This is a genomic window from Gimesia aquarii (assembly GCF_007748175.1).
Classification (GTDB): Bacteria; Planctomycetota; Planctomycetia; order Planctomycetales; family Planctomycetaceae; genus Gimesia; species Gimesia aquarii_A.
In genome coordinates this window covers 3,523,843-3,541,613 of sequence record NZ_CP037422.1, presented here as the reverse complement: position 1 = coordinate 3,541,613, position 17,771 = coordinate 3,523,843, and the positions used below count along the sequence as shown (strand labels likewise).

At 47.9% G+C, this 17,771-nt stretch carries 16 protein-coding genes; 12 read left to right on the top strand and 4 right to left on the bottom strand.

All coding sequences use genetic code 11. From position 1 onward, the window contains the following. Positions 1–20 precede the first annotated feature (20 nt). The 10 genes from V202x_RS13605 (at position 21) to V202x_RS13560 (ending at position 10,691) form a co-directional block, all read left to right on the top strand. Entirely contained in the window at positions 21–1,262 is a 1,242-nt protein-coding gene (locus V202x_RS13605; protein ID WP_197993380.1) for a glycoside hydrolase family 71/99-like protein, read from the top strand. Between the two features lie 124 nt (positions 1,263–1,386). Continuing rightward, positions 1,387–2,421, top strand: a complete 1,035-nt coding sequence (locus tag V202x_RS13600) for a LacI family DNA-binding transcriptional regulator (RefSeq protein WP_145175661.1) — start codon at positions 1,387–1,389, stop codon at positions 2,419–2,421. Positions 2,422–2,458: 37 nt separating this feature from the next. After that, a complete protein-coding gene (locus V202x_RS13595) occupies positions 2,459–3,526 on the top strand; it encodes a nucleoside hydrolase (RefSeq protein WP_145175658.1) in 1,068 nt (355 codons plus the stop codon). 16 nt (positions 3,527–3,542) lie between these two features. Continuing rightward, a complete protein-coding gene (rbsK, locus tag V202x_RS13590; protein ID WP_145175656.1) occupies positions 3,543–4,475 on the top strand; it encodes a ribokinase in 933 nt (310 codons plus the stop codon). A gap of 73 nt (positions 4,476–4,548) precedes the next feature. Beyond that, complete coding sequence (locus tag V202x_RS13585; RefSeq protein WP_145180580.1) at positions 4,549–5,472, top strand: sugar ABC transporter substrate-binding protein; 924 nt, start codon at positions 4,549–4,551, stop codon at positions 5,470–5,472. Further along, entirely contained in the window at positions 5,469–7,028 is a 1,560-nt protein-coding gene (locus V202x_RS13580; protein WP_145175653.1) for a sugar ABC transporter ATP-binding protein, read from the top strand. Before V202x_RS13585 ends, V202x_RS13580 begins: the two co-directional genes overlap by 4 nt. Continuing rightward, on the top strand, positions 7,025–8,029 hold the full coding sequence (locus tag V202x_RS13575) for an ABC transporter permease (RefSeq protein ID WP_145175650.1): 1,005 nt from the start codon (positions 7,025–7,027) through the stop codon (positions 8,027–8,029). The genes V202x_RS13580 and V202x_RS13575 overlap by 4 nt, the downstream gene beginning before the upstream one ends. A gap of 317 nt (positions 8,030–8,346) precedes the next feature. Then, positions 8,347–9,033, top strand: a complete 687-nt coding sequence (locus V202x_RS13570) for a hypothetical protein (RefSeq protein WP_145175647.1) — start codon at positions 8,347–8,349, stop codon at positions 9,031–9,033. A 44-nt stretch (positions 9,034–9,077) separates the two neighbouring features. Beyond that, positions 9,078–9,542, top strand: a complete 465-nt coding sequence (locus tag V202x_RS13565) for a hypothetical protein (protein WP_145175644.1) — start codon at positions 9,078–9,080, stop codon at positions 9,540–9,542. 456 nt (positions 9,543–9,998) lie between these two features. After that, positions 9,999–10,691, top strand: a complete 693-nt coding sequence (locus V202x_RS13560; protein WP_145175641.1) for a hypothetical protein — start codon at positions 9,999–10,001, stop codon at positions 10,689–10,691. A 136-nt stretch (positions 10,692–10,827) separates the two neighbouring features. Here V202x_RS13560 and V202x_RS13555 read toward each other — a convergent pair whose 3' ends face one another. Beyond that, complete coding sequence (locus V202x_RS13555; protein WP_145175638.1) at positions 10,828–12,381, bottom strand: hypothetical protein; 1,554 nt, start codon at positions 12,379–12,381, stop codon at positions 10,828–10,830. A 356-nt stretch (positions 12,382–12,737) separates the two neighbouring features. Here V202x_RS13555 and V202x_RS13550 point away from each other — a divergent pair, with 356 nt between their 5' ends. After that, entirely contained in the window at positions 12,738–13,628 is an 891-nt protein-coding gene (locus V202x_RS13550; RefSeq protein WP_145175635.1) for a PH domain-containing protein, read from the top strand. A 25-nt stretch (positions 13,629–13,653) separates the two neighbouring features. Here V202x_RS13550 and V202x_RS13545 read toward each other — a convergent pair whose 3' ends face one another. Genes V202x_RS13545 through V202x_RS13535 form a run of 3 tightly spaced genes read right to left on the bottom strand, consistent with a single transcriptional unit; the run spans position 13,654 to position 16,819 of the window. Next, entirely contained in the window at positions 13,654–14,913 is a 1,260-nt protein-coding gene (locus tag V202x_RS13545; RefSeq protein WP_145175632.1) for an NAD(P)/FAD-dependent oxidoreductase, read from the bottom strand. Further along, a complete protein-coding gene (locus tag V202x_RS13540; RefSeq protein WP_145175629.1) occupies positions 14,910–15,854 on the bottom strand; it encodes a proline racemase family protein in 945 nt (314 codons plus the stop codon). Before V202x_RS13540 ends, V202x_RS13545 begins: the two co-directional genes overlap by 4 nt. A gap of 17 nt (positions 15,855–15,871) precedes the next feature. Beyond that, positions 15,872–16,819, bottom strand: a complete 948-nt coding sequence (locus tag V202x_RS13535) for a dihydrodipicolinate synthase family protein (protein WP_145175626.1) — start codon at positions 16,817–16,819, stop codon at positions 15,872–15,874. 169 nt (positions 16,820–16,988) lie between these two features. Between V202x_RS13535 and V202x_RS13530 the strand changes: the two genes are divergently transcribed. After that, positions 16,989–17,723 (top strand): AraC family transcriptional regulator, encoded by a 735-nt coding sequence (locus V202x_RS13530; RefSeq protein ID WP_145175623.1) that lies wholly within the window; start codon positions 16,989–16,991, stop codon positions 17,721–17,723. Positions 17,724–17,771: the final 48 nt, after the last annotated feature.

Genomic DNA, 17,771 nt, shown 5'->3' with positions numbered 1-17,771 from the left:
CAGTGAATTTAGGCTACAAGGTGTCGAACGACATTTTTGTAACATTTGTCAGCTCTGTTGTGGTCATGCTCATGCTGAGTCTGAATTCAGCTCTGTCTGCTGAGGTGAATTCTGCCAAACCGGTTCTCGTCCATTATATGCCCTGGTACGCTTCCAAGCCTGTCAGTGGCGAATGGGGATGGCACTGGACAATGGGTCGTTTTGATCCCGAAAAGATTCGCAGTAATGGCCAGCGCGAGGTGGCCTCTCATGATTATCCGCTGATTGGTCTCTATGATTCGAATGATCCCGATGCGCTCGAATGTCAAGTGCTTCAGATGAAAATGGCTGGCATCAATGGCGTGATCGTTGACTGGTATGGAATTTCTGACTTTCGGGACTATGGTCACATTCACCGCAATACACGGCATCTGGTCAAATTTATCAAACAAGCGGGACTCAAATTTGCAATCTGTTATGAAGACCAGACCATCAAGCATATGCTCGAGAACAAATTCATTTCGCAGCAGGATGCGGTTACACGGGGAAAGGAAGTTTTCAAATGGCTTGACGAACATTGGCTTACCGATGATGCCTATGTCAAACTCCAGGGCCAGCCGATTCTTCTGGTTTTTGGGCCTCAGTTTTATCACAAAGATCAATGGCTCCAGCTCAAAGCTGGTTTGTCTCGGCCTCCCCAGCTCTTTGGTTTGCCGCATCTGACAAAATCGGCAGGCTTTGATGGGATGTTTCTCTGGCCTCCTGTCTCAGGTGGGAAAACAGTGACTCCCGATGAGTGGCAAAAACAACTTCGCACTCAATATAACAAATCATCGGCAGAGCCGATTCTTGCCGTAGCCTTCCCCGGTTTTCATGATATTTACGAGCAAGCTGGTTTACATAAGAGTTATGGATCGATTGAAGCGCGGAGCGGCAAGACCCTGGAGGAATCATTGAAACTGGCTGCAGAGAGTGACTCCCCCCTGATTCAGATTGCAACCTGGAACGATTACGGCGAAGGAACCATCGTTGAACCTGATACAAAACGTGGCTATCAGTCTCTGGAAATGATCCAAAACTTCATCAAGTCACAGGACCGCAATGTCACGACCGCAACTGCCAAGGATTTACGATTGCCAGCGCGACTTTATCAACTGAAAAAACAGAATCAAAAACAACCAGATGAGATGCAAAAACTGAAAAAAGCGGCTGCGTTTCTATTTGCGAGTCAGTATGATGCGGCACGTGAAATTCTTGAGTCTTACCCGCTAAAAAACCGTTGAATTTGTTCTCAGCAACGACAGCATTTGGCACACTTGTGAGCCATTCTCTGCGCTGAATGATCCCGAGGCTTGATTTCCTGTTGAAATTCGCTATTATGCACAATCGATTGTGCAAAGGGGTTCTATGAGTCAGTCTGCGAACAAACAGATAACATTAAAAGAGGTGGCAGAAGCGGCCGGAGTGAGCGTTTCGACGGCTTCTCGAGCTCTGGCGGGGAAAGCGGAAGCCTATCGCATCAGTCGTTCAACAGAACGCTCTGTGCAAGCGGCTGCGAAACGATTGCAGTTTCAACCCAGTCTGTTGGCGAAGTCATTGCGTTCTCAACGTACCAAATTGCTGGGTGTAGTCCTGCCGAACATCGCCAACCCGTTTTTTGCGTCGATCGCCCGAGAAATTACATTAGCGGCAGAAGAGAATGAGTTCTCAGTGCTCCTGGCAGACAGCCAGGAAAATGGCGAGACTGAAGTGCATCTAGTCGAGCAATTGCAGGCTCGACAGATTGAAGGTCTGGTGGTGTGTCCCGTCGGGATTCAAAATCAGCACCTTACCAAAATTACCAGACAGAACTTACCCCTGGTGTTGGTAGACCGAGGATTTGCACATAAGGATTTAGTCACGGTAACCTCCGATCATCGTGAGGGGGCTCGTGTAGCGACAAAGTTACTAACTGATCAGGGACACCATCAGATTGGTGTATTACAGGGCCTTCCCGATACATTGCCCAACACGGAACGTTTAAGAGGTTACAGTGAAGAACTCAAACGTTGTGGGATCACCTTTGATCCGACATTGATTGCAGGAAATCATTTCGATGAATCCTCGGGCTATCATGCCGCACATCAATTATTATCCGCTCATCCTGAGATCACTGCGCTGTTTGCATTCAGTAACCAGAATGCCTTAGGGGCACTGCGGGCGACTGCGGAACTGGGACGCAACATTCCCGACGATCTTTCATTGATTGCCTTTGATGATCATCCTTTTGCCGCTTATCTGGCCGCACCGCTCACATCGGTTTGTCAGGATGTAAGTCAACTGGGTCGCGTTGCCGCGAGTTTGCTGATGGAACAAATCAAAACCGGAAAACAACCCATAGAAAAACAACATCGTATTCCTGTCGAAATCATCAACCGATCTTCGATTGCAAAATTCGAGTGAGCATAAACAAAACAACTTTGAGAAAGGTTTCAAAAAAATGAATCAAAATGCTAAGACGTTCAACTATCGATACTCATTGATCGTTTGTAGTTTTTTTTGTTGCACACTGTTATGGATGAATGCGATAGTGAAGGCAGAGGAACCAGAGCGTCCTGTTCCGCTGATCTTTGATACCGATATCGGGAATGACGTAGATGATGTTCTGGCACTCGGGATGATTCATGCACTCGAAGCCCGCGGCGACTGTAAATTGCTGGCCGTTACAATTACGAAAGACAATCCACTGGCTGCATCGTTCACAGACGCAGTGAATACGTTTTACGGCAAAGGTGAAATTCCGATTGGCATCTGCCGCAGTGGTGTGACTCCTCAGAAGGGTAAGTTCAACGTACTGGCCCAGAAAAAAGACAATGGCAAATTACGCTATCCCCATGATTTGAAAGATGCCAAACAGATTCCCGATGCTGTAACGGTCTTACGCAAAGCATTGGGCGGTGCGAAAGATGGTTCGGTGGTCATTGCACAAGTCGGTTTTTCGACCAATCTGGCGAATTTACTGAAATCGACCGGAGATGACATCAGTCCGTTGACTGGAAAACAACTGGTGAAGCAAAAGGTCAAGTTGCTTTCGATCATGGCGGGGGCCTTCGAAAAGATTCCCAGAAAAGGCAAACTGGTTGATCATCTCGAATATAATATTATTAAGGATATCCCAGCCGCGCAAAAGCTGGCTCAGGAATGGCCGACACCCGTTGTATGGAGTGGTTATGAAATTGGTCTATCGGTACCCTATCCGCATGAAAGCATCGAAGAGGATTATAATTACACGCCTCATCACCCGTTAGCCGAGGCATACATTCTGTATAACCCTCCGCCTCACAATCGTCCGACCTGGGATTTAACGAGTGTGCTTTATGCTGTTTTTCCTCATCGCGGATATTTTGGTCTTTCGGATTCAGGAGACGTCGATGTGAAAGACAATGGTCTGACGACATTTAAGAAAAATGATCAAGGTCACCACCGCTATTTAAAGCTGAATGATGCCCAACGCCAGCGGCTGATCGAAGCGCTCGTGCAGCTTTCCAGTCAACCACCTGCAAAATAGTAGCGAAGGTGGTTTGATGACTGAAAAGCAACAAGCGAAGATCACTGTAGTCGGTTCCATCAATATGGATTTGATGATCCGTGCGTCAAATCTGCCACTCCCTGGTGAGACGGTCATTGCTGATTCTAAAGTGGAAAATCCGGGAGGCAAAGGCGCGAATCAGGCCGTGGCAGCGGCCCGGATGGGTGCGAGTGTCACAATGATTGGCTGTGTGGGAGATGACAGTTTTGCTACGCAATTGTTGGAGAACCTTGCAGAAGAAAACGTTGATACATCGCGCATTACACGGCGGGAGAATACCGCTAGTGGTGTCGCAGTAGTGATGGTGGAAGAGAGTGGCGAGAATGCGATTCTCGTTGTGCCTGGTGCCAATGCTCTGGTCAATCAGCAGGAGATCGAACAGGCAAGACAGGTGATAAGCGACAGTGATGTTTTGTTGATGCAATTAGAGGTGCCGCAGGAAATCGTCGCGTATACAACACAGATCGCACGCGATGCGGGAGTACCTGTGATTCTCGATCCGGCCCCTGCTCCGCTTGAATGTTGTGCCGATTTATTGAATGTCGATTTGATTTGCCCCAATCAATCCGAGGTAGCGGCATTGCTGGGGAAACCGGTTGAGTCAATGGACGATGCAGTGTCGCTGATGAAAGAACTGACGCAGCTTGGTCCCAAACAGGCAATCATCACGATGGGGGAACAGGGAGCCGTTGTGTTTGATGGGGAGACCGTTCAAACAGTGCCATCATTTGCCGTAGAAGCCATCGATTCTACAGCTGCCGGTGATGCGTTTGCAGCGGGAATAGCCGTTCGCCTGGCAGAGCATGCGAGTTTGATCGAAGCGGTACAGTTTGCTTCCGCCGCGGGTGCGTTGGCTGCATCGGGCGCAGGAGCGCAAACAGCGATGCCGACGCGAGAACAAATCGAAACACTTTTAAAACAACAATAAGAGGAATGCTCAAATGAACGAGTTTAGAAGACATTGGCATCATAGTTTATTGTTGGCGCTCTGTTGCCTGCTGATGAGCTGCATAGAAAACAGTGATCAGAAAGCTCAGCAGGTTGACGTCAATTCGGGAGATAAAAAACCACGAATTGCTTTGATCATGAAGTCACTGGCGAATGATTTTTTTTCTTCCATGGCGGAGGGAGCTAAAAAACATCAACAGCAACAAGGGGATGAATATGAACTGATCGTCAACGGAATCAAGGATGAGCGAGATCTCAGTCGTCAGGTGGCACTGGTTGAAGAAATGGTAGCTAATGGTGTGGATGCAATTGTGATTGCACCTGCGGATTCAAAGGCACTGGTTCCCGCGCTACGTCGCGCGCGGGAAGCGGGGGTGGTGGTCGTTAACATCGATAACAAGCTAGATCAGGAAATCCTGGAAGCGGAAAAAATTTCAATTCCCTTCGTTGGGCCCGATAATCAAGCGGGAGCCAAAAAGGTGGGCGATTTCCTGGCTTCGAAGCTGAAGTCGGGCGATGAAGTGGTTGTGTTAGAAGGCATTCGGACCTCTTTTAACGGAACACAGCGGCGACTTGGTTTTGAAGCGGCGATGCAGGATGCGGGGATCAAGATTGTAGACAGTCAATCGGCACAATGGGAAATGAGTATGGCGAATACTCTGGCCCTTTCGATGCTCAGCGAGCATCGGAATGTCAAAGCGATTCTGGCAGCGAATGACAGTATGGCTCTGGGGGCGTTAGCGGCCGTCAAGAATAATAATAAGACTGGCGAGGTGGCCATTGTCGGATTTGATAATATCGCTGCCGTTCAACAGGCAATTCGGGATGGTCAGATCCTGGCGACGGCCGACCAGCATGGCGGTGAGCTGGCGGTGTTTGGAATTGAACACGCATTGCGTTTGATTGAGGACCCGGATGCGAAAGTTGAAGATCGCGAAACCCCCGTCGATCTCATTACCGCTGAGGTTCTGAAATGAATGGTGAGTCGCAGCCGCTCCGTCTTACCGTTCACGAGCTATGCAAGGATTACGTTGTACGGGTATTGTATGACGTGCAGTTTGAACTCAAAACAGGCGAAATCCACGCGTTGTTGGGAGCCAATGGTGCGGGTAAAAGTACGCTCTGTCGGATTATTGCTGGTTTAACGCCAGCAACTTCGGGCAGCATGACTTTGAACGGCGAGTTATACAATCCCCGCGATAAACGCTCTGCCGAGTCGTTGGGTGTCCAGATTGTACAACAGGAACTGAATCTGATTCCGACGTTGACCGTCGCTGAAAATCTATTACTGGGACACTTTCCACAGCGGTGTGGGATCGTCAATCGAAAGTTACTCCATGCACATGCACGAGCGGCTTTGGATCGATTCGGGTTAAACGATATCGACACCAATCAAATGGCGGGTAGCCTCGGTATCGGCCAGCAACAGATGCTGGAAATCGCAGCGGCCCTGGATCGGAATTGTCAGGTGTTGATTCTGGATGAACCGACGGCGGCGTTGAGTGCCGGTGAAACCAAGCGGCTGTTTACGCGACTCTCTGAACTGCGAAAGAATGGTGTTGGCATTATTTATATCAGTCATCGGCTGGATGAGATCGCTCAGATTGCCGACCGCCTGACTGTGTTGCGAGATGGCAAATTTGTAAGCACTCATCAGGTGGATGAGTTCAAACCGATCGAACGAGTGATTGATCTCATGACGGGAGAAACTGAGGCGGCTCAGCACGCGATTCAGAATCATCGGTCTTATGCAATAGATCAGGAAATGATTCGTGTTTCGGGATTGGGGCGCGCGTCCGTGGTTCAAAATGTGAATTTTTCAGTCAAAGCGGGTGAACGTTATGGAATCGCTGGTTTGGTGGGATCGGGGCGTACTGAGCTGTTACGTTTGATATTTGGAGCTGACCGAACGGACAGCGGAGAAATATTTTTACGGGGGGAAACATCGCCTTATCAGTTTGACCATCCTCATACAGCAGTCTCACAACGACTGGCAATGGTGACGGAAGATCGCAAGCAAAACGGGTTGTTACTTTCACAATCGATTCGGGTGAATACGACACTCTCCAGTATGGAATTGCTGGCTGGTTCCGTTGGTATCATCAATTGCAGTCAGGAAAAGAAACTCGTTGAAGTACAGCGGGAAACGATGCAAATTCACGCCCGCAATATCGAGCAAAGTGTGGGGACGCTGAGTGGTGGCAATCAACAAAAAGTGGCGGTGGCAAAGTGGCTGTTGAAAGACGCGGATGTGTTTCTATTTGATGAACCGACGCGCGGCATTGATGTGGCAGCCCGTAGAAAGATTCATCAGCTATTCGACAAACTTGCCGAACAAGGTAAGGCACTCATTATTGTAAGCAGTGATCTGGAAGAACTATTCGAAACCTGTGACTGCATCGGCGTGATGTCGGCGGGGAAACTGGTTTCAGAATACACGCGTGAAACCTGGTCGTACGACGCAATCATGCAGGATTGCTTTTCAGGATACACACAACCAGAGACATGCTCTGTTTCAGGATCAAACTCATGAACGACTCCCCTGCCCCTGTTTCCGAGACGCCTTCTGCTTCGCGCTCTGTCAGCGAAAACCTGATGTCTTCGCTCCTGCAATACGCGGGATTGCTGGGTGTGCTGGCGCTGTTAGTTCTGATCTTCAGTATGATGAGCCAGAATTTTCTGTCACAGCAGACTTTGATCACGATTGCTAATCATATTCCTGATCTGACGGTGATTGCCGTGGGGATGACGCTGGTACTGATTATCGGTGGCATTGATTTGTCGGTAGGGTCGTTACTGGCACTCTCATCAGCCGTACTGGGGGTGTTGATGGTTAACTATGGCTGGCCGCTTTGGGCGGCGGTTCCCATCTGTCTGGGAGTGGGAGCGTTTTGTGGTGTGTTGAATGGTGTAATCAGCGTCAAAGCGGGCATCCCATCGTTCATCGTTACATTGGGCATGCTGGAAATGGCACGCGGCAGTGCGTATCTGATGACCGATTCACAGACAAAATACATCGGCTCTTCGATTGAATGGATTGGCGTGCCAATGAAGGGCCTCGCGTTTTCGCCTGCGTTTTTGTTGTCGCTAGTGATCGTTTTCGTGGGGCAATATTTGCTCACACGGACTGTGTTTGGCAGATACTGTATCGCCATCGGCACAAACGTGGAAGCAGTGCGCATGTCGGGCATCCGCACAGCTCCCTATTCGATTACCGTGTTCACAATCAGCGGTTTGATGTGTGGTTTAGCTGGCATCATGCAAACTTCCAGACTTTCCACTGCCGACCCAAACGCCGCCGTCGGATTAGAACTGGCGGCCATCGCAGCCTGTGTGATCGGCGGTACCAGCCTGATGGGCGGTCGCGGTTCTGTGATCAATACGTTCTTCGGTGTGCTGATCATCGCTGTTTTACAAACGGGGTTGGCTCAGGTTGGTGCTTCGGATCCGATTAAACGTGTGATTACGGGAGCGGTGATCATTGTCGCGGTGTTACTGGATGCAGCGAGGCAGCGGTGGAAACGGCGCGGGTGAGCTGGTTCTATACCAAGCCTAACATAGCAGCTGTGTTTCTCAATAGTTGAGCTATTTTACATAGTTTTCGAATCAATTTCTAAGAGAACTCTGTCGTCTGCCGATTATTAAATAAAATTGTTTACATGAAAATATAGTGTGTTATAGTGTTGACGCAATTGGGTTTTGTTGGTTTTTAGGACACTTGAATTTTATGAAAATGTATAGTTTTTTCAGTGAATAAATCTTTTGGTCCTATATTATTTTTAAAATCGAAGTACACAAATATTGAATTTAGGAGATCAACAGAACCCATTTTATTGCTTTGGAGATTAATTATGTCTCGGTACTCCCCATTTCTGATATTGCTGTTGGCTATTTCAACAGGATGTAGCAAAGGAAGGGTTGAGGAGGGCAAAGAATTTGTTAAGTTTCCCTGGCCACCTCCAAAAGCTTCTGCTCAGAGTCTCATCCCTAGCTCATATTTTGAAAACGAGTCTGGCAATACTCTCTTTGTTAAGGATATCGATCAAAAGATTTGCGATGCGCTAACTGCACAAGGTTATTCTGAACGCAGCTATTTTGCCGTTCCTGGTGGCTTTGCCCTTGTGACGAGGCTGGAACAATTCGATGAAAATGGAAAATCCAAGGCACCTCCCGATCGTTGGGTGACTGATATAAGACCAATGCGTGGTTTTTCTCTGGGCGAGTACATTCGCACTTTGTTTACCGCGAGTCCCGGGTATTACAGAATTATTGTCTTCATTGTAACGCCGGTTCTGTTTGACCAGACAAATCAAGAAGTGAACCGAGATGAAGCGATGGCATGGTTGAGGAGCGGCTTAAATAATTTGCCCGATGATGTCGGCGCGCAGGAATATTCTCAGAGCCACGTATGCACGGCTTTGATTTATGAATTCAAGCAGCCAGAGAAAGGAACTGATGCTGAACTCAGTGTGCCGGGACGGCTTTCCGGTATGGAGCATTTGACAAATGCGGGTCTGTTTGAGGAATTAAAGAAATAAATAATTCAGATGGCGAAAAGTGATTTGGACTGAGGGGGGGAGAGATGACCGACCGTATTTTGCTCGCTGAAGCCCGCTGGGGACTTTCGAAGATCTGGTTTTTCTGGGGAGGGATGCTCTTTACAATTATAGTGGTGCAATCTATTTTTGGCAGGTACGGTGAACAGGTCAAAGAAGCATGGTCCTGGTTTATTCCGACAATCATTCCAACACTCTCTTTAATGATGGGGGTGCTTGGCGCGGAAGCGATGCTCAGCGGCGATGACGTTCGCAATGTAAAAAAGAACTTTTATATTATTACCTGGTGGCTTTCGTTTGGTTATCTGCTCATACTATCGATTACAATTCTATTGGAACCCTTCGCACCGATGAATGTCATCGAACTTTATCTGCTATCAAATTTTTGGCTCTCGCCTCTGCAGGGAATTGTGGGAGGGGGGATTGCACTGTTATTTACCTCGCAACGAAAAGAATCCTCTCCAAACACTCCGCAGCCTATTGAAGAATAATCAAATGAGAGTAATTTAATAAACAGTTCTTCTTGATAGTACCATCCAACTACCGATCAACAATTGTTATTACAAGATTATCCCTCCCAAAACTTAATTAAACCGCAACGAATACAGATTCGCGTCTTTGAGTTTGATTTTGAGCCTTACGGATTTGCTGGCGAGCTGTCTGATATCGGAGTCGGTTTTTCAACGGATAGGACATAAGAGTGTATCGCCGAAGAGTTCGGTGGGTTATCAAAAAATAAAGCGAACCCCTGCCCTTCTTTTGTGTCTTAGTGAAAACGTCAAGTGATTTTAGATTTGCGGACGTTTTCTTCGTCATTCAGGACAGTCGTCTTTGTTCTACTTAGGAAATGAGTTTCTGCTTGGTATTGTTACTCATTTGCAGATGAATCATTTCAGATTCCTGAAATCAATGACCAGTCAACTCTGTTAAGGATACCCCCCTGATATATGCTACCAGTCGATGAGCTTACTCTGGCGATTGATATTCATGCTCGAAGTTACAAACTGTTGCGCTGGGTTTCCGATGATGTTGAAAGAGCTTTCAATCCCAGAACACGCTCGCATGAGTTTGCTAACGTTGCTGATGTAGTCCTTGATTGGGTTGAGCAGCATTATTTGAATTTTCCAATTGAGATGCGACCGGATCGTCGGCATTTGAGTCAATTCGCAAACTATTTCAGTACCTACGTCCTCACTTCGTTTGACGTCATTGATCAACCGGGAATGCAATTGGTGAGCAGTTGTGGTTGCTATTGTCCCTTGTGTTGGCATCTTATGAATGCAGGGCATCTGAAGACAAAGAAACTGTCTAAACGGGATAAAAACCGTGCCGTTGACCTGATGGTTGATCGTGTCACCGCTCTAGCACTTGAAGAGGGGATTCAATTGAAGCCTGAAGCTGCTTCGAAGATTGTCCATGATGAAGAAACACGGCGGTGTGCAGGATATTCTACTTATGGCCATTGGTTGATTGAACGGATGGATGGATATTCTGATGGGAAATCGATCTTGGCTCTTTGGCGGGAAATTGCCTGGTATCCAACAGGTTCGCCGAGAAAATTCTTTAAACTGCGTTTCAAAGATTTTCGATTTGCTGAGGAAGCTCTGATTGAGGCCATGCAAACTGCCCTGCTCTCATAAAGTCCTGCATGCCACAGTTATTTATTTTCTCGATGACAGAATTTTTACCACTACAAAAAACATGAAATGGTATTCATGTTTCATATGGCTTTTCAATTAAGTTACCGAGTGCAAGCAGGATTAGAAATTGGATTGTTTATTGAAACCGTAGCGAATACAGATCCGCGTCTTTGAGTTTGATTTTCATACGGATTGGTTTGCCAGCGAGTTGGCTGACGTCGGAACCATTTTTCCAGTGAACCGAGCGTGAGAGTGTGTCGCCGAAGAGTTCGATGCCCTCTTTTTCTGTGAAGCCGGGAATGGGTTTGCCTTCGGGAGTTTGTAACTCAACGACAATAGAACCGGCGGCTGAGGTGGCGAAGTTGAGCAGCAGTTCTTTACCCTTGAACGTGATGGGTTTGGTGATGATCTCTCCCCCCTTTATCGGTGCTTTGATTGAGACAAAGCCGTCGATTCGCATCGTGTAGCGCCTCAGCTGATTGCTTGTTCCGGTCCAGTAGCCCTCGGAAGCATAGAGAGACAGTTCATTCGGAGCACCTTCGGTGGTAGATTTGGTTTCGACCATTTGCCAGGCAATGTATTGATTGCCGTAGGCCCAGGTGTCGTTGCGTTCGGGGCCGGGACGCAGGAAGGCTTCCTGCCAGCGTTTGAATTTCACCCCGTCACGGCTGGTCATGAAGAGGGCTTCGGTTATGGCCATGCCATAACGATCAGAAATGGAAGAACGCATTTTACGGTGTTTCGCATCGGGCAGCGCTTCCATCGATTTTGACCAGCCACGTTCGATGTAACGTGTAGGCAAGCCAACCAGAATGTGGGGAGCCCGATAGTAGGGTTTGATTTGATTCGTATAGAGATGCTCGGGTGGTGCATCGCCATAAGTCAGGTTCTGGGGCTTGCTCCAATTCAGTAAGTCCTCAGAGGTCGCAGTACGGATGTCACGATAGCCGGCCGGCTTCCAGACTTTGTCAGTGGTGCCGGCTGTAAAATAACGCCAGTAAGCGCGGTATTTTTTGATGGTCGGATCCCAGAACGCCAGATTTTGTGAATCGAAGGCGCCGTGGGTAATCACCGGTTTATCAATCATGAGAGACCAGTGAATGCCATCTGGTGATTTCAGGACGAGCAGACCTTTGGGACCGCGAGAGCGTAGAATGGCCTTAAATTTGGCATCAGCGGGACAGTTCGGGTTTTCGTCTTTGAAAACGGCGGGATGCACGGGGTCGGGTTGGGCGTCTTTCATCCAGTCGCGACGTTCGAGCCCGATCACGATGTTGTTATCTTTGGAACCACCTTTGGGAAAGGCAAACAGGCCGAGATCAGGTCGTTTCCAGTGGATTCCATCATCGCTCTCAGCATAGCAGGTGAAGTTACTGGGATTGGGGCCAAGCTTTCCCTGCTGCACATCCAAGTGCCAGGCTTTGTAGTACATACGATATTTGTCGCCATCTTTGAAAATACTTTGATAGCCGCAGCCGCTGCCTTCCCAGGGGGCATCATACGTGAATACGACTCCCTGCGGAACAGGGTGATGCAATACAAAGCGTGCCTCTGATGAGCGCGATTCAATTAAGGTGTCATCCACCAATAATTCCAGTCGCGAGCCAATATGAATAGGTTCGGCTGCGAAGCTGATGCTTGAGGTGATGATGATCAAAAGTGAGAGGCAGAGGGCCAGCAATCGTTTCATGATGATGTTCCTGATTGATGTTATCTTGCGGCTGATGGATAAGGAGAGGCCTTTTATTCTATCGCATTTTTCCATTGGATGGAAAGTCAACTGGAAACTGGACTACCACGAAAGACACGAAACGCACGAAAAAGATTCATTCTTAGGAATGGTTATCTGTGTGTACTGGTCAGTGTTAGAACGTATGTGATTAATTTCAATAAGTGATGGTGCCATTACTTCTGTGAGGCTACTTGAAGACGTTTGTATGAATGAAACCACTAAAAAAACGAGAATTTTTTTGAACTATTGAACGTCTGTGGGTAAGATGCACGTTCCCACTTCTTTGATCGACTCAAATTTAGGAATTATAGGCCATGGCCGCTGTTGATAGTAATCTGGTGGATACCAAACTAACACAATTGAATCTCAGGTTATCGCCCGATATTAATTATCGACTGGAAACGATGTTTCCCAAAATTGAGGGGATGTTTGCTAACAGCGGGATTAAGAAAAAGTTCAAACTGGTGCAGCGCGTAGAACCATTGTTGAAAGAGATGCTTATGGAAAATGAGGAAGTGCTCTTTATTTCCAAAGGGAATCAGTCCTCTGTTTCAGAGCAGTTTTTTATGGGTGCACTCTGGGCACAAACGATTAATCATACGGTAGTGGTGCTCACGAATTTAAGACTACTTTGTATTAGGACCAATGGTAAGGGGAAACCAAAACGAACCTTCTGGTCGATTTACTATAGCCAAATTAAAGAACTGAAAAGTACGATTTTTGGAAATGCAAAAATTTGTCTGAAGGATGGCAAGAATCTGAACTATTCCGGTTTTCCCAAAATTGATCGCAAGACGATGCGGGCGGTGTTTCTGGACGCCTACAAATTGTTTGAAGAAAAAGGCTTTGATCCTGAAGTTTCTCAATCTCGCGAGAAACTGTGCGGCAATTGTTTCGATGTTGTTCCGAAACACAATTATGAGTGTGAAAGCTGTGGAGCCACTTTCTGGAAACCATCAGAAATCGGCATTCGTAGTTTTGTCTTCCCGTCCTGGGGTGACTTTGTCATGAAACATTATTCCGTGGCATGTGCTGAGCTACTCGGGTTTATGATCTTACTGATGGCAATCGCATTTGCAGTTTCAGATGGAGAGTATGGCTTTGCTGTATTCTTGTTTGTTATCGCTAATGGCGCTGACGCAGCAATTACTGCACAAATTGCTGCGAAAGGATTGCATCTCAAGAAGGTTCCCAGAGAAGCATGAGTGATCTTAATTGAAGCTCTGCATTTCAAAACCGCGCTGGTGAAAATGGACTCGCGTCAATGTGCGTGGGTTGGTCTTGCACGATCTCGGCAATTAATTTTCCCGTAGCTGTGGCCAAACTCATTCCAAGCATGTTATGACCGGTAGCGAGATAAGCATTCGTGAGATTGGGAACGCGGCCGATAATTGGCAGGCTGTCCCAGGTCATGGGACGCCAACCGAACCAGGTTTGTTGCTCTCCCTCTGTGAAGGGAGTCATCAGATAAGGCTCAGCAGATGTGCATAATTGAGCAATGCGATGTTTGGGGATGGATGTGTCATGACCGGAGAATTCCATCATCGAACCCAGACGATAACCGTTCTGGAATGGTGAGACTCCTACCTTATGCTCCGGAAACAGCATTGGATATTGCGGACACGGTGTTGGCCGCGGCATGGTGACTGAGTAACCTTTGCCCGGCTGAATCGGAATTTGACATTCCAGTTCCGCTGATAACTGAGGGCTCCACGCACCTGTGGCAAAGATAATACGATCAGCTTCCATCTCTCCACACGAAGTGATCAGATGTGTGATTTGACCATTCGATTTTCGAAGCGCTTGTAACTCACAGTTATCCACGAACTTGACGCCGCTCTGTTTGAGACGCTCTGTCCATTGTGAATTGAGTAAGTCTGGTCTTACAGACGTATCTGATGGATAATAGTAGGCGCCTGCGAGATCGTGTTTTAGGGCGGGGTCAAATGCGGGGAGATCATGGCCTTTAATACAGTGGGCTTTCACCCCAAAGTGATCGGACAGAATTTGATCGGTTTTAGAAAACTCGTGCATCCCTTTTTCGGTTTGCAGCACATAGAGCAGTCCTTTTTCTGTCCATTCACAATCAAGGTGCTCCTCTTTGATAAGTTTGCGATATTCGAGCATTGAAGAGTCTAGAATTGATTTGAGATGATTCCCTGAGGCGAGCATCTGGCGATGAGTGCAGCGTCTGGCGAATTGCCACATCCAGTTCCATAGTGCCGGGCTCAAGCGTGGTTTGATACGAAAGGGGGCATGGGGAGTAAACAGTGATTTCAGAGCGACGCGAAATGCTCCCGGTTCTGTGAGAGGCAAGACGTGACTTGGACAGATATACCCACAGTTTCCATACGAGCAGGCGCCCGCGATCGACTTTCGGTCGATGACGGTCACCTGGATGCCTGTTTTTGACAGATAGTGAGCACAAGCAATTCCAATGATTCCCGAGCCGACAACAATCGCTGTTTTGGGTTCTGAGGAGACATTCATGATTGGCCTTCAACAGTGATTCCATATCGAAATGGGTCGTTGGGTTGCTGGATGAGTTGTCCTTCTCCGCAAATATAAGCGTTACCAGTGATGGTGGGGACAATGTGGCCATCGTTCATGTCGCAATAGGTGGCAAGAAAACGACTGCCGATAATACTTTCCTGAATCCAGGGTTCATTCGGCTTTAGTTTTCCGTCAGCAGCCAGACAAGCGAGTTTGGCACTGGTGCCGGTACCACAGGGGGAACGATCATAGGCACCACCGGGGCAGTAAACGAAATTACGACTGTTTGCATCAGGGAATTCTGCAGGCCCGAAGAATTCAATGTGATCAATCTCTTCGCCATCTGCCCCGGTGATCTGTTGACGTTCCAGCTCTGATCTGATCAGTCGAGCCGCTTCAGTAAGTGGTCTCACATTTTGTAGCGTGAGTGCAACTGGTGATTGTTCAATCAGGAAAAACCAGTTCCCACCCCAGGCGATGTCACCAACAACCGTTCCTAAATCGGAAACATTCAGACTGACCTTTTGTCGAAAGCGAAAACTGGGAACATTTTGAATTGCAACTTTGTTAGGCGAGAGAAGACTGGCTTCGACAACCCCGACAGGTGTCTCCAACCGACAGATACCGAGTTCCACACTCCCCTGATAGGCGAGAGTGACAGCCACCCCCATCGCACCATGACCACACATGCCCAGATAGCCGGTATTATTGAAGAAGATGACGCCCGCCGCACAAGAGGAATCGACAGGCTCACAAAGTAAAGCGCCTACGACTGCCTCTGATCCGCGTGGTTCACTAATCACCGCGCTACGATAGTTGTCAAATTCTTCTTTAAAGCGTTGCAAGCGTTCCGACAGAGAGCCACTACCCAGGTCTGGTCCTCCTCCGACGATGACACGTGTTGGCTCTCCTTCAGTATGTGAGTCAATGATGCGCATAATAGGCTCCTCGCGATTTAAGTATTCGAACCCGGCCACATACTCCACCATTTTCTGAATTGTTCCCACTGCGAGCGAATAAAATTCTGTTGACTGGGACTGAGTGCATCCGATTTGTAGAAGTGATGCTCATATTCAGGATTGCCTTCCAGCACCATCAAATACTTGTAGTACAACACAAGGTCCGGGCCTTCATCATAAGTAGCAAGTACATTGAGTGCTTCCGTGAGTTCGAGTGCGAGTTTTCGCGCTTCAGCATCACCGGCGGCTGCCTGTTCGCAGAGTTCGATCAGACGCAGAGTTTCTTTTGGCAACGCATTACCCACGCCTGTGATGGCACCGCTTGCGCCACAATGTACGTAGCCATGAAAGACCTGAGTATCTACACCTGCAATCAACACAAGGTCCGGATCGCTATGAGTAATATGCTCAGCGGCGTAGCTCAGTGATTCCCCCCCCCCGAATTCTTTGAATCCCACGAGATTGGAATAATCGCGGCGCAGATCGAAAAATAGATCGGCTTTCGTTTCGAAGCCATAATAGGGACTGTTATAAATCACAGCAGGAAGTTCACCACCCGCTTTCAAGATCGCTGCAAAGTGATCACGCTGTGCTGCCGCCGAGGTACCTCGTGACAAGACACGTGGTATGACCATCAGTCCTGACGCTCCGATCTCTTTTGCGTGACTGGCAATCGCCACCGCGCGTTGCGTGTTTTGTGCTCCAGTGCCTACGATAACTGGTATGCCTGCTTCCACCAGTTGACGTACCCCTTCCCTGCGTTGTTCATCGGTGAGTAAGGGCCAGTCGCCCATTGAACCACAGTAGACAACAGCTCGCATACCGGCCGCGATGAGCTCACGCCCTTTTTTGATTAGAGACTCAAAGTCAGGAAGACCATCAACAGAACATGGTGTCATTAGAGCAGGAATACATCCGCGGAATACGTGTGCCTTATCAGTCACATCAGTTCTCCTTGTCGAGGCGTTTTGATCTAGAGTTTTATCGCGGTGCGATCCCGCCGAATACGAATTCAGAATACTGTATATGTTATGTCTAAAATTGTGCGTTGTCTTGACTAAGAGTCGACATTCAACTTAAAAAAGCGCACAATTGTGAAATGGAGACAAACTCATGATTTATGAAATGCTAAGCCAACTTGATCCCCCCTTTACGGGCGAGGAGTTGTTTGATCACTTATCAGACATCGTTTTTTTCATCAAGAACGAGCGGGGGGAGTATTTAGTTGTCAATAACACGCTTGTGGATCGTTGTAACGTTCAAGACAAGCGACAATTAATTGGATGCACTGCAGCCGAGGTACTTCCCGCGCCGCTGGGAACCAGTTTTGTGGCGCAGGACCTGTCGGTATTGCAAACGGGACAGCCGATTGTTTCGCAATTAGAACTGCATATTTATGCTTCAGGAGATGTAGGATGGTGTCTGACGACCAAACTCCCTTTACGAAAACGAAAAACCGGCACTGTCGTGGGATTGGTTGGTGTCTCCCAGGACTTACATTTGCCTGATATGACGACAGAAGCGTATCAGCACCTCGCAGCAGCGATTTCTTATGCTGAAGAACATCTGGCAAAGCCTCCCACAGTGGATGAACTGGCTGAGATTGCTGAAATGTCACACTATCAACTCAACCGACGTATGCGTCATGTTTTTGGTCTGACTGCCGGTCAATGGCTTTTGAAATTGCGCATTGATCGTGCACGACAGGCACTGAGGGAGACCGAGGCATCGATTGCTTCCATCGCGTTGAGTGTGGGTTACTCCGATCAGAGTGCCTTCACGCGTCAGTTTCGTCGTACAACGGGAATATCACCCCGTGACTATCAGAAGTCGAGGGATTACAGCTGATTAAAACAATTGTTGCTCGCTCACGATTATGCTATTCTGCGTATCGGG

What these genes read in the sequence shown, in the direction of transcription:
- V202x_RS13600 (WP_145175661.1), top strand. Translation starts at nt 1,387, where the DNA reads ATGAGTCAGTCTGCGAACAAACAGATAACATTAAAAGAGGTGGCAGAA.
- V202x_RS13595 (WP_145175658.1), top strand. Translation starts at nt 2,459, where the DNA reads ATGAATCAAAATGCTAAGACGTTCAACTATCGATACTCATTGATCGTT.
- rbsK (WP_145175656.1), top strand. Translation starts at nt 3,543, where the DNA reads ATGACTGAAAAGCAACAAGCGAAGATCACTGTAGTCGGTTCCATCAAT.
- V202x_RS13585 (WP_145180580.1), top strand. Translation starts at nt 4,549, where the DNA reads ATGAGCTGCATAGAAAACAGTGATCAGAAAGCTCAGCAGGTTGACGTC.
- V202x_RS13580 (WP_145175653.1), top strand. Translation starts at nt 5,469, where the DNA reads ATGAATGGTGAGTCGCAGCCGCTCCGTCTTACCGTTCACGAGCTATGC.
- V202x_RS13575 (WP_145175650.1), top strand. Translation starts at nt 7,025, where the DNA reads ATGAACGACTCCCCTGCCCCTGTTTCCGAGACGCCTTCTGCTTCGCGC.
- V202x_RS13570 (WP_145175647.1), top strand. Translation starts at nt 8,347, where the DNA reads ATGTCTCGGTACTCCCCATTTCTGATATTGCTGTTGGCTATTTCAACA.
- V202x_RS13565 (WP_145175644.1), top strand. Translation starts at nt 9,078, where the DNA reads ATGACCGACCGTATTTTGCTCGCTGAAGCCCGCTGGGGACTTTCGAAG.
- V202x_RS13560 (WP_145175641.1), top strand. Translation starts at nt 9,999, where the DNA reads ATGCTACCAGTCGATGAGCTTACTCTGGCGATTGATATTCATGCTCGA.
- V202x_RS13555 (WP_145175638.1), bottom strand. Translation starts at nt 12,381, where the DNA reads ATGAAACGATTGCTGGCCCTCTGCCTCTCACTTTTGATCATCATCACC.
- V202x_RS13550 (WP_145175635.1), top strand. Translation starts at nt 12,738, where the DNA reads ATGGCCGCTGTTGATAGTAATCTGGTGGATACCAAACTAACACAATTG.
- V202x_RS13545 (WP_145175632.1), bottom strand. Translation starts at nt 14,913, where the DNA reads ATGAATGTCTCCTCAGAACCCAAAACAGCGATTGTTGTCGGCTCGGGA.
- V202x_RS13540 (WP_145175629.1), bottom strand. Translation starts at nt 15,854, where the DNA reads ATGCGCATCATTGACTCACATACTGAAGGAGAGCCAACACGTGTCATC.
- V202x_RS13530 (WP_145175623.1), top strand. Translation starts at nt 16,989, where the DNA reads ATGATTTATGAAATGCTAAGCCAACTTGATCCCCCCTTTACGGGCGAG.